The organism is Pseudoalteromonas sp. SR41-8 (assembly GCF_014163915.1).
Taxonomy (GTDB): domain Bacteria; phylum Pseudomonadota; class Gammaproteobacteria; order Enterobacterales; family Alteromonadaceae; genus Pseudoalteromonas; species Pseudoalteromonas rhizosphaerae.
On record NZ_JACJEE010000010.1, the window covers coordinates 24309 to 37735 of the forward strand.

The following is a 13427-nucleotide window of genomic DNA, read 5'->3' on the forward strand; positions in this document are numbered from 1 at the left end:
AGGCGCTCGACTAATTAACCTGAGCTTCGGTTAATCAATCTGCAGCGGCTAATGCTTATCTGACTTGACGCTCGCCGATATCATCAAACGATGATAGCCGTCTTTGAGCTCCACACTCACCAATGACCCTTGGTTAGCTAATAAAATACCATTAAGCTCTGCATGCAATAGATTATTCGCAAGCGGTACTTGATTATTTACTGTTATATCAAGGTGGCTATTCGCGATTTTTATTGCAGCGCTAAATTCAGGCCAATGATCGGGGATACAGGGTTGAATAATTAAATTTTTACCCTCACGACGAATACCTAAAATACCTTCTAACCCCGCCTGATACATCCAACCAGCAGCACCGGTATACCAAGTCCAACCACCTCTGCCAATATAAGGTGAAATTGAATAGATATCAGCGGCTACGGCATAAGGTTCAACTTTATAACGTTGGACTTTTTCGCTATCGCTGGCGTGATTAATCGGGTTGACCATGGCAAATAAATCCACGGCTTTTTTACCTTCGCCCTGCTTAGCTAACGCTAAAATAAACCACATAGCAGCATGACTGTATTGACCACCATTCTCTCTTAAACCGGGAGGGTAACCTTTAATATATCCAGGATTATGAGTGGTTTGATCAAAAGGCGGGGTAAATAACAAGGCCAACCGTTCTTGCTGCTTGATAAGATGAGTTTCAACGGCAGACATGGCTGTCATGACTTTGTGTTGATCTGTACCATTTGCCAATACCGCCCAAGATTGAGCAATAGAGTCGATTTGACACTCATCATTACTTTTTGACCCAAGCCAAGTACCATCATCAAATGTTGCTCGACGATACCACTGTCCATCCCATGCTTGTTCATCAATACAAATACGCACTTTTTCAGCATGTTCTTGCCAATGCTTGCCTCGTAGTCGATCCGCTTCAGTTTCTTGTTCAAGCGCATAAACGGCAAATAAGTCTATAGCACGTATCAACAGCCAGCCAAGCCATACACTCTCGCCCTTTCCAGCCGCTCCTACTAAGTTCATGCCATCGTTCCAGTCGCCAGTTCCCATCAATGGCAGCCCATGTTCACCCGTTAACTGAATACTTTGATCCAGTGCGCGAGCACAATGTTCAAATAGACTGGCAGACTCTTCGCTAACGTTCGGTTTAAAGTAGGCATCATGCTGCTCTTTGCCAAGCGGCTTGCCCTCTAAAAATGGGATAGCTTGCGTTAATATCGCTTTATCACCCGTTACTTTTATATAGTTTGCGGTCGCCAGTGCTAACCAAACGCGATCATCTGAGATATGAGTTCGTACCCCTTGTCCGGAATGCGGCAACCACCAATGTTGTACATCACCTTCAACAAACTGCCTACCCGCCGCACGTAAAATATGCGCTCTGGTTATTGCAGGCTGGCTTAAGGTTATGGCCATACCATCTTGCAGTTGATCACGAAATCCATAAGCGCCACTGGCTTGATAAAAAGAAGATCTCGCCCATATTCGACACGCTATAGTTTGATACATCAGCCAGCCGTTGAGCATAATATCCATAGCGCGATCCGGGGTTTTTACCTGCACCTTATTTAATAGGGTGTGCCAATGGTTTTGTACACCGGCAAACACCTCATCCAGATCTCTTTGTCGGTAACTGCTAACCAATTCTAAGGCATGTTGCTCACAGTCGCCTTGGCCAATAAACATGATAACTTCACGGCTTTCACCATCAGCAAGCTCAATATCAGTTTGTAAAGCGCTGCAATGATCATAACCTGCACCAACAGTACCAGATAAAGATACCTGCTGACTTAGAGCCCTTGGCGCTGCCTTAGTGCCATTGCGGCCAATAAATTCGCTCCTATCGGTTGTCCATGCGGTTTGCGCACCTGCCATATCAACAAAAGCAACACGTTTTGGAAATGCCATTCCCCACCGATTATGCAATAAAATTGTATTGCTGTTTGCATCTAACGAGCTGGTAATAAAACAGTCAGAGGTACTACGCGATGTGCCAAGGACCCATTCCACATAAGCCGTTACTGACAGCCGACGTTTTCGACCTGACTCGTTGTGTATGGTTAATCGAGAGATTTTAATTGCATCGTCCAGTGGCACATAATGCAATAAATCTAATGATAGTCCGCTAACCTGATGCTTAAACCGACTGAAACCATAACCGTGATGTATTATATAACTGCCCTTGTCCTGTGCGGGCTGAGCCGTTGCAGTATAAATTTCACCACTGTCTTTATCACATACATAAGCAATCTCACCAATGGGGTCTGACACGGCATCATTTGACCAGGTGGTCAGTTGGTTTTCTCGGCTGTTTTCTGACCACGTATAGCCACTGCCTTCAGCCGAAATATGAAAGCCAAAACTCGGGTTAGCAATAACATTAAGCCAAGGTGCAGGCGTGCATTCACCATTGTGCAAACGAATGACATATTCACGCCCATTATCAGCAAAACCGCCTAAACCGTTAAAAAACTCCAGCTCTGGTAAGTTCGCTTTTGGCAATTGTGTATTCGCGTTTAACGTTCGTGGTTGATGATTTAGCATGCTAGTTACCGCGTGATTGCGCGTTTTTGCTGTACGTAGAAAAAATTGCTTATTTATAAAGCCATGGCGAGCGACTAAAACCACTCGGGCAATAGCATGCAGCATATCGCGAGTCTCGCTGTTTATCATGTCAGCACGAAATACATGCACTGCCCCAATGCTCTGCTCTGCCAAATAATCACGATTAAAAGATGGTCGAGATTGGCTACTGCGCACAGCCGTCTCTATTGCATTATGTAAGTCTTGCATGTAACCCGAGGGGTGTTCATTGATGATCACCAGATCGACCGCTAGACACTTCATTCGCCAGTATTCATGGGCCCGTAAAAGCTGCTTAACCTTTGCGATATCTTCAATATCATCAATTAATAACAACACGATGGGGAGATCACCAGAAATTGACTGCGCCCACAGTTCAGACTGACACTTAATCCCTTTTATGATGTCTGCTGATGACGCTTTAAAGCGCGGATCTGCATATAAAATTGGGGCTGCTAAGCGTTGAAAATCTGCCACCTCGGTATATTCAATACCTAAGTGACGAAGCTGTACTTGCGCTTGGGTCCAGGCCAGCGTTTTTGCTCTATCATAAGCATTAGCATCGTTGTGCCTGTCTATCATCGCTATTAGTTTTTCTTTGGACGGCGCCACCACGGTCCAAAATGCGATGTTCACGGCTCCTTGCGCAGGCACTTTAATACGATATCGTAAGGACAATATGGGATCCAGTACACACCCCACCGTATTTGATAGCTCCTTACTCGAAGAGCATGCGGTTAAAGTCATGGCTTGTGCACTGACTAAGTTATTACCACGCCCGATAAATTCGGCACGGCTGGTTTCATATTGTGGCTCTGCCGTTATCTCTCCCTCTATAATCGCAAAATGGCCAACCCAAATATCAGCGTCATCTGCAGAGCGTTTGCGCCGCGTCGCGATAATCGCTTTATATTCTTGATTAAACTCGGTCTGCACGAACATTTTAGCAAATGCGGGATGGGCGTTATCATTCGCAGCTGTTGCAAGTACTAATTCTGCAAATGAGGTAAGCTCTATTTCATGACTGAAATGACCTTGATTGCTTATTGCTATTTTTCTTACTTCACCATCATCTTCCCCCGACACTAACACATCCATTGTGGTGGTTAAGTTTCCTTCTATTTTCATAAACCTTGCGTGATCTTCGCTAAAAACACACGGATTAAACTCACCACCAGAGCTCACAAAGGGTTGCGCAGTACTTGACCAGTGCTTGGCGGTTTCAACATCTCGTAGCAGAATAAATGAACCACTGGTATCACAGCTCGGATCGCTATGCCATCGCGTAATCGCAAAATTCCCCCAACGGCTATACCCTGTGCCGGTTGCCGTTAACATGACTGTATAGCGTCCATTTGATAATAGATGCGTGGTCGGCTCCACATCCATTGCAACATTTATGTGCCTAACTGTATTTGCTTCACTGGCATCAACACTGGCAGATTCCCTGACTTCTTCAGCGCGAGGATGCCCTATTGCAACATCTCTGGGCATTCTTTCTTGCAACAGTAACTCACAGGCTTGAATACATGGCTCTCGATGAAAACGCGAACGCATTAAGCCATCGCGTAAACAATTTAAAATAGCGACAATGGTCATGCCCTGATGATGCGCCATAAAACTGCGAACAATGGCAACGTCGCTGCCCGACTGCACACGTGAAGGAGTAAAGTCTAACGCTTCAAAGAAACCATAACGCCCGCATGCTCCAATACTGTGTAGCCGTTGATAATTTTCTACAGCAGCAGCTGGATCAATCATACTTGCCAAGCCTGTTGCATAGGGGGCAATGACTCTATTTTCTGACAGCCCTCGCTTTAAGCCCAAACCTGGCACGCCAAAATTAGAGTATTGATAGGTAAATTCAATATCTCGGGCATTAAAACCTGACTCAGAGATCCCCCATGGGATCCCCAGTTGACTCGCGTAACTTTGTTGGCGTTCAACCACTAAGCGGTTGGTTTGTTCAAGTAAACTTCCTACTGGCGCTCGCATGATCAAAGACGGCATGAGGTATTCAAACATCGAGCCTGACCAAGAGATCAGTGCAGAGCCTTTACCTAATGGCGTTGCTGTGCGTCCTAAATGAAACCAATGTTTAGTAGCCACATCGCCTTTGGCAATAGCAAACAAGCTGGCTAATCTCGCTTCAGATGCCAGTAAATCATAACAGTTAGCGTCAAGACTATTGTCAGACTGCGAATAACCAATCGATAGCAACTTTCTTTCTTGATTAATTAAAAAAGCAAAGTTCATCCCGTTAGCCATCTCTCGCGCTGTTTTTGCTAATTTTTTCAGTTGGTGCATTAGGTTAACATCTGCTTGAGCCGAATAAACTTTCAATTGATGATCTTGTAATTGCTCACCAGCCAAGGTCGCTATAGCTTGCAGCCAAAACCTAATATCATCAAAGGTAGCATCCGCAGTTAACTCAAATATGGGGAGTTCGAAGGCGTGGTTAACTAATTTAATTATGCTAGGGCTGATATGCTCTATCGTACCCGCAGTATCAATCAGCGCGGTTATTTCGGCCACAATAGCATTCAGTACTTGGGAATCTTGTGAGTGAATTAAAGTATTCGTTGTAATGGCCTCACTCAGCAAGCTGAGATTATCTTGCATCCCCGTGTTGAAATGATGATCTGTGGTCATCTGTTGCCATTCATCTAAAGCGTTCGCCAAGGTGATCAAGTGGCCGGCAAAGTTACCACTGTCTACTGAGGAAACGTACGCTGGATTTAACGTTGCTAAGTTTTGGGTGGCATACCAATTATAAAAATGCCCTTTGCACTTAGCTAACTTATTAAGGGTGGCAAAGGTTGCTTCTAAACGATTAACGACAGCGTGCAGACCTATCCAACCAAAATCTCGCGCAGCAACGGCTGATAATAAATAAAGTCCAATATTAGTGGGTGATGTACGATGCGCGATCACCGGTTCTGGCTCTTGTTGAAAGTTGTCTGGCGGCAACATATTGTCTTCATCAGTCACAAAGGTTTCAAAATAACGCCATGTTCGACGAGCGGTCAATCTAAGCATATCAGCATATGGTTCTGCGTTATTAAGGTCGCTTGTCGCAATAGGACGACTACTGCAATAAGCTAATAGAGGAGCTGTTAGCCATAGTAATAAAAATGGCAACACGAGCGGCAAAGTCGCTGGCATATTGATCAGTATCGCAAAGCATATTAGCTGACTAACGAGTGTGCCTTGGTACATTGTTTTATAAAAGCCGAGAATATTCAGCCGCGGATCACCATTGGATTGCGCCGAGCTGGTCCATTCTAATAGATGACTACGAGTGACAAATAAGCGGATCAATGTTCGCCCGATGGCATCCATGGCTCGCCAACTTTGATCAGGTAAAAATGCCACTTTAAAAAACACTTGCGCTGATGCTAGACGCAAATCACCAAACCACATTCGAATATGGTGACGAAATTCGACACTAGGTCTTGGTGGGATAAGTGAAAATAAACAGGGAGTAAATACTGGAATGGCGATGGTAGCTAATAATAAAACCGTACTTATTGCTGCTAATGGTAATGGCAATAGCCAGCATAACAGCAATGCCAAAAAGGTGATTGGTGCAATTAAAGAACGTCTTAGGTTGTCCAATAATTTCCAACGACCAACCCACGACACGGCATCTGCGCCAGAAAATTTACCGAATATCCAAGGTAATAGTTGCCAGTCTCCTCTAGTCCAACGATGTTGCCGTTTTTCCAATACATCGTAGCGAGCAGGAAACTCTTCAACAACCTCAACATCCGACACCAACGCCGCACGCGCAAATATACCTTCAAATAAATCATGGCTTAGCATTACATTTTCTTTTACTCGCCCAGCAAGGGCTGCTTCAAATGCATCAATATCATAAATGCCTTTTCCGGTATAAGAACCTTCGCCAAACAAGTCTTGATAAACATCTGAATTTGCCGCTGCGTAAGGATCCATTCCTCCCGGACTGGAAATAACACGTTGATAAAAAGACCCCTGTGCACCAATAGGCAATGAAGGCGTGACACGAGGTTGAATAATGCCATAACCGGCTTCAATCCGTTGTGTCTTAACATTAAAGCGAGGACGATTAAGCGGATGCCCCATCCGGCTAATAAGCCGTAAGGTAGTTTCACGCGGTAACCGCGTATCAGCATCAAGTGTGATCACATAGCGAACATTTTCTGGGACTTCTAATGTTCTGCCAGCCAAGGGGATAAAACTAGTATCAGTGGCTCCTCGCAGCAAACGGTTTAATTCATGTAATTTGCCTCGTTTGCGCTCCCACCCCATCCATTTATTTTCACTGGGGTTAAATTGTCTACCTCGATACAGTAATAAAAATCGCTTACCCGCAGGACCGGATGGATAAGTATGATTTAAACGGTCGATTTGTTCTGCCACTATTGTCAGCATTTGATTATCACTTTCTAACACTTGTTGATCGGCATCTAAACCATCAACTAATAATACAAATGTTAAATCGCCGTCGACCCCACCTAAATAGTGCACTTGTAAACGCTCTACTTGTTGACAAAGATCGCTTGAATTAGTCAATAATGTTGGCACCGCGACCAAAGTGCGTAATGACGTTGGCACACCTGTTTTAAATTCAAGCCCAGGTAACGTGCCATTTCTTAGCCGCCAAGTTACCGAACGATTAATAATTGCGGTTGAAATTTCGGTGGCGGGTAAAAACCCGATAATTATTAATACTAAGAATAAATCGAGTGGCAACTGGCGAAAACCAAATAAAGAAATAGATCCAATCACTAATCCAAGTGCTAAGAGTAAAATTGATGCGGCATAACCTACTAAGCCGATTTTGATATGCAATCGGCTGAGCCAAAGCCCTAAATTAGGGCGAAATTTAAGTGATTGTTCAAACTGTGCTCTGCCTTTGTCGATTAAGTAATAACCGGGGTCACCAAGGCGCTCGGCTTCTTGTTGGTTGTGGGTATTTTTCTTTGCATCTCTGCCCGCCTGCAGTGCCAGTTTCGCGACCTTAACTTCAGAAAGCTTTGAGCCTCGTGACAATTGTTCAATGGCATTGCGGTATAGGTTACGAGTAACGGCATCCATGTCACCAAATGCACTTGCACAACGCAATTTTTCATCAACGAGACTGACCTTTTCAAAAAGATCAGTCCAGTCCATATCGGTGATCAACCGCATACTGGTTATGATATTTCGAACCGTCACATTGGACGCACCTTCGCGTTGCTGCGAATGTTGAACTACATCATCAACGCTAAGGCCTTGTTCATTTAATTTTTGTTCTAACCATTTCAGCGCGGGAGTGATATGTGGGTCTTGATCGCGTAATCGTTTCGCAAGTTGTGCAGCAAAAACTTCCGATAAAGGGGCTGATGAACGCGTTTGGAGCTCAGCTAATAAAACAGTATCTGCGCTGCCGGACACCATAAGACGGTCAGTAAGCTGATCCGCATCATCACGGTCAATGCGACCAACAGAAATTTGGTCAACAAGTCGACGTAAATTTTCAATTAATACTATACGCAACGTAATCGCGACGGCCCATAGTTCGCCAATGGTGAGAAAATTGATGGTTTGATAGGCTTTTATAAACTTACAAAGGCTCTGCTCGTCAAAATGACTATCCGTGTGGGCAACATACGCCCACGCCAAACCAAAAACTCGTGGATACCCTGCGAAAGGGCCACTGGCTAGCTTTGGTAATTGGCGATAAAAGCCATCTGGTAGATCATCTCTGACTTCACGAATTTGTTGCTCAATTAAATGATAATTATCCAGTAGCCATTCCGCCGCAGGAACGACACTGTGCCCTGCAGCCAATGCTTTGGCGTTAGCATGATAGGCCGCCAACAATACTGATGCATTTTGTTTGAGACGAACCTGTAATGATACAACTCTGGCAGTTGATTTTGACACTTCTTGTGCTTGAGCCAAACTGATTGCATGCTGCTCTAATCGCTCAACTCCGAAGAGTTCTTCGCGAACAGGCTGAACACTATTCCACGGTGGTTTTGCAAGTTGAGAGCAAAATAGTGAAGAAATGATATTTGACATAGTTGTCCCTAATTCTCTGCTGATTGGTGATCGCTAATTGAGAGTACTATTTTTAAAATGAGCTCATGTGTGTGAACAGCTTAACTTTCAGAGCCATACTTTCTGTATTTCATTAGAGATAATGTAACTGGAAAATTTCTATGATTCGGTACGACAACGCACATAGTCACTATCTGTTGCGATATAGCGCAGAGCATTGTCTGCTATTTATAAATAGCTGATGTTTTTTGGTAACTATTCACCGCTGCAAAATAGCATTGACAGGATGACTGTTCGAGGCCAGCTCTGGACAAAATACTAATCTGTCCGCGGTTATAACTTATAATTCCCTGCTGCTGTAAATAACCTGCCGCAATCGTCACTGCACTGCGCCTTACTCCCAGCATTTTCGCTAACAACTGATGTGTTAACTGCTGATGATCTGAATGAGTACGATCCTGTGTCATTAATAGCCATCGAGCAAGGCGTTGCTTCACTTCATGAGCGTTATTACATGCGCCCGTTTGAGCGAGTTGTTGCATCACCACGTAGAGATAATTAAGTATTAATTTTCTCACTAGCGGATTGCTTTCTAACCTGTGATTAAATTTTGCGGCGTCCATTCGTAGCGCACGTCCTGAACTTTGGACGATCGACTTCATAGCAGCGTTTGAGTTTTCAAGCGCAAGCGTGGCACCTAGCATGCCCTCATTACCAATTAATTCCATCGCAAAAGACTGTTTTTCGACAACCTCGATAAGTAATGAAATACAGCCCGTTACTGGAAAATAAACATATTTTATCGCTTCATCAGCAATATTGAGTGTTTCGCCAAACAACAGCTCTACTGGCGTGCAATTTTCAACAAACCATTGGTATTCGAGTCTAGGTAAATAGTTTAATAAATGATTGCTTACAACTGGTAAGGTGCACGTTGCAGTCACTCAGGCCTCCAATGGATAAATCCATATATCAAAGAACGTAATAGTTATTGATAACTTGGACTAACCGTCGTTTTTCGTCTGTGCGCTACAGCGCTATACTTGAAGTGATGGCTAATTTAAATAAACGGGGAAGCTAATCGAGGTGAGAGTCTGTGCTAATTGCAGACCACAAAAAGCAAAAAACCAGTAACATCGCTGTTACTGGTTTTTATAAGATGGTGCGGTTGGGGGGACTTGAACCCCCACGCCCGAAAGCACTACCCCCTCAAGGTAGCGTGTCTACCAATTCCACCACAACCGCATTGTTAAAGCTTTCGCTTTAGGTGTTAAACATATGATTTATTTGAGGATGATAAATCGTTTAACGATACTTTTAATAAGTATTAATTTGGTACGTCAGATTTCTCTTTCGTTGATGTTACTGGAACATCATCAGCTGCAGGAGCAATTGTTTCAACTGCTGGTGCTGCTTCTAGGTTTTCCCACTCATCAGTCTTTTTGATCTGACCTGCAGTTAAGTTACCTAGTACAATACTTAGCACAAAGAAAACACTGGCTAAGATTGTAGTTGTTTTTGTCATAAAGTTACCTGCACCTGACGAACCGAAAACGGTTGCAGAGGCACCAGCACCAAATGATGAACCCATGTCCGCGCCTTTACCTTGTTGAATTAAAACCATACCAACAAGCGCTAAAGCAACAACTAAATAAACTACTAATAAAATTTCGTACATCTTATACGGTCCCTTTTGCACTTTCGCAGATTGCAGTAAATAACTCTGCTTTTAGACTAGCGCCACCAATCAGGCCGCCGTCTATATCTGGTTGTGCAAATAATAATTCGCTATTTTTTTCATTTACGCTGCCACCATAAAGAATGGTCAGCCCTTGTGCTAAATCACTACTGTTAGCAGCAATTTTATCACGGATAAATTTGTGCACATGTTGTGCTTGTTCAGGCGATGCAGTCTTACCTGTGCCAATGGCCCAAACGGGCTCGTATGCTATCACAGAATCTTTCAGTGCTGCTAGACCTAATTTATCAATTACTGCATCAATTTGTGCAGCAACGACTAATTCAGTTTGACCTTGTTCGCGTTGCTGTTCACTTTCACCAACACATAAGATAGGTGTTAAACCCACTTGTTGTGCACGAGCAAACTTAGCTGCAACAGTGTCATTGCTTTCGCCGTAGATACTACGACGTTCAGAGTGACCAACTAACGTATATTGGCAACCTAAATCTTTAATTAATTGCGCATCAACTTCACCAGTAAATGCACCCGGTTCATTTTCAGAAACCGTTTGTGCCCCAGTTGTTACACCTGTTGCTGTTAGCATAGGTAACAATGGGTAAGGTGGAAATACCACAACGTCTATCTCATCTGATTTTACGTTGTTGATAGCGTCAGATAATTGCTGTACTAACTCTTTCGAGCCGTTCATTTTCCAATTGCCTGCGACCATTGGCTTGCGTATTGCCATTTTTCCACTCCACATTAGAAAGCGGGCGAGATAGTAACTCGACTCGCCCAAAGTTACAAGAGGTTATTGTTCTTAATCAGTTTGTTTGCTCATAGATTCGACAACTGCAGCAATTTTTTGTGCACTATCAAGGACTATTTTCTCTTCTTCGGCTTCTACCATCACGCGAACAACCGGCTCAGTGCCAGATTTACGTAATAACACACGGCCTTTACCAGCAAGTTGTTTTTCAACATCAGCAACCGCAGCAATAACCTCTGGTGCAAGTGTTGGATCTGTGCCCGCTTTATAGCGCACATTAATCATCTTCATCGGGTATTTAACAAACCCTGCGCCAAGATCTTTTAGCGTACGATTTTGCGCCACCATAGCAGCCAAAACTTGTAGGCTTGAAATGATGCCATCACCGGTGCTGATCAAATCCAGATTCAATACATGCCCTGAGCTTTCACCGCCGATTTTCCAGCCTTTTTCTTGTAGTAATTCCATTACATAACGGTCACCCACTTTACTGCGAGCAAACTCAATACCTTTCGCTTTAAGCGCGTTCTCAAGACCCATATTAGACATTACCGTGCCAACAACACCGCCGCCTAACATGTCATCATTGGCAGCTTGGCAGGCAATAATGTAAACAATATCATCACCATCAAAGACACGGCCATTGTGATCAACCATCATTACACGGTCGCCATCACCATCATAGGCAATGCCGACATCAGCATTATGTTCTAATACTTTGCGTTTTAATGCATCAACATGGGTAGCACCGCATTCTAGGTTGATGTTTACACCATTTGGCTCGCAAGCATGGCTAATTATCTGCGCGCCTAATTCACGCATTACTGATGGTGCGATATGATAAGTTGCACCATTGGCACAATCTAATACAATCTTTAAACCTTCTAACGACAGGCCTTGTGGGAATTGGCTTTTACAAAACTCAATATAACGGCCATCAGCGCTTTCTAAACGGCGGGCTTTACCTAGCTTATCAGATGCTACACAGGTCATTGGTTCATCAAGCATTGCTTCAATTTGTAGCTCTACTTCATCAGCTAACTTCAAACCTCGGCCACAAAAAAACTTAATGCCGTTGTCATGATATGGGTTATGAGATGCACTGATCACAATTCCAGCTTCAGCACGAAATGTTTGCGTTAAATACGCAACGGCTGGCGTCGGCATCGGGCCAAGTAACACCACATCGATACCTGCGGCGATCAAACCTGCTTCAAGTGATGTCTCTAACATATAACCAGAAATGCGAGTATCTTTACCAATAATGACTTTCTTAGTGCCATTTTTTGATAGTACCTTGCCTGCAGCCCAACCTAATTTAAGTGCAAATTCTGGTGTAATTGGGTATTCACCCACCATGCCACGTACACCATCGGTGCCAAAATACTTTCTTTCTTTCATTTTTAAATTCCTTGTTCGCAAGCTTGCCACACGCCAAGCACATCTGCGGTTTCTTTTACATCATGTACACGAATAATTTTTGCGCCATTTTGCGCTGCAATTAATGCCCCTGCTAAACTGCCAGCAAGGCGCTCGTTTGTTTGTCTATTTAATAAGTTGCCAATCATTGATTTGCGCGATAGTCCTGCTAAAACAGGTAAACCAAAGTGGTTAAATTCATTAAACCGCGCCAGTAATTGGTAGTTGTGACTGAGGGTTTTACCAAAGCCAAACCCGGGGTCTAAAATAAGTTGCTGGCGCTGAATACCCGCTGTTTTACAGGCATTGATCCGCTGTACAAAAAAATCATTTATATCACTGAATAAATCATCGTAATGTGGAGAGTTTTGCATACTTCGAGGTTGGCCTTGCATGTGCATTAAACACACCGCAACGTCTGGATACTGAGCAACTGTTACCAGTGCGTTTGGCTCTTGTAAAGCACGCACATCATTAACAATATCAGCACCAGCTAGAATAGCTTGACGCATTACTTCACTTTTACTGGTATCAATCGAAATGATGCAATCATTAACGGCGCTATCACTGTGAGCACGAATTGCCTCGATTGCGGGTATTACTCTGGCTAATTCATCCTCAAGGCTAACATCAGGCGCACCAGGACGTGTTGATTCGCCACCAATATCTAATATGGTAGCACCATCTGCGAGTAACTTTTGAGCTTGTATGACAGCGCTGTCTGTTTGATAGTAGCGCCCGCCATCTGAAAAAGAGTCAGGAGTGACATTCAAGATCCCCATTATAACTGGGGTGTCGAGGTGTAAACTGCGACCTCTAGGTAACTTAACTGTGGTCATCTATCACCTTCAATACATCCATTGCATTGATATATATACTTTATTTAACCAGTTACAAAAAAGCCCCGACAATCGGGGCTTTTCGTTTAGCTATTTTAAC

Annotated in this window: 6 protein-coding genes and 1 tRNA gene; all 7 read right to left on the reverse strand. The window is 43.7% G+C overall.

What is annotated here, in order from left to right; all coding sequences use genetic code 11:
- Positions 1-48: 48 nt before the first annotated feature.
- The 7 genes from H5162_RS08595 to folP all read right to left on the reverse strand — a co-directional run bounded on the left by H5162_RS08595 (position 49) and on the right by folP (position 13327).
- Positions 49-8640 (reverse strand): GH36-type glycosyl hydrolase domain-containing protein, encoded by an 8592-nt coding sequence (locus H5162_RS08595; protein WP_182778283.1) that lies wholly within the window; start codon positions 8638-8640, stop codon positions 49-51.
- Positions 8641-8843: 203 nt separating this feature from the next.
- Positions 8844-9563 carry a Crp/Fnr family transcriptional regulator gene (locus H5162_RS21510; RefSeq protein ID WP_182778285.1) on the reverse strand — a complete coding sequence of 240 codons (720 nt, stop codon included), beginning with the start codon at positions 9561-9563 and terminating at the stop codon, positions 8844-8846.
- Positions 9564-9779: 216 nt separating this feature from the next.
- Positions 9780-9864: transfer RNA gene (locus H5162_RS08605), tRNA-Leu, on the reverse strand.
- A gap of 82 nt (positions 9865-9946) precedes the next feature.
- Complete coding sequence (gene secG, locus H5162_RS08610; RefSeq protein WP_169019853.1) at positions 9947-10297, reverse strand: preprotein translocase subunit SecG; 351 nt, start codon at positions 10295-10297, stop codon at positions 9947-9949.
- 1 nt (position 10298) lies between these two features.
- Positions 10299-11048, reverse strand: a complete 750-nt coding sequence (gene tpiA / locus H5162_RS08615; RefSeq protein ID WP_182778287.1) for a triose-phosphate isomerase — start codon at positions 11046-11048, stop codon at positions 10299-10301.
- Positions 11049-11120: 72 nt separating this feature from the next.
- Positions 11121-12470 (reverse strand): phosphoglucosamine mutase, encoded by a 1350-nt coding sequence (gene glmM / locus H5162_RS08620; protein ID WP_145239192.1) that lies wholly within the window; start codon positions 12468-12470, stop codon positions 11121-11123.
- Between the two features lie 2 nt (positions 12471-12472).
- Complete coding sequence (gene folP, locus H5162_RS08625; RefSeq protein ID WP_145239195.1) at positions 12473-13327, reverse strand: dihydropteroate synthase; 855 nt, start codon at positions 13325-13327, stop codon at positions 12473-12475.
- Positions 13328-13427 lie beyond the last annotated feature (100 nt).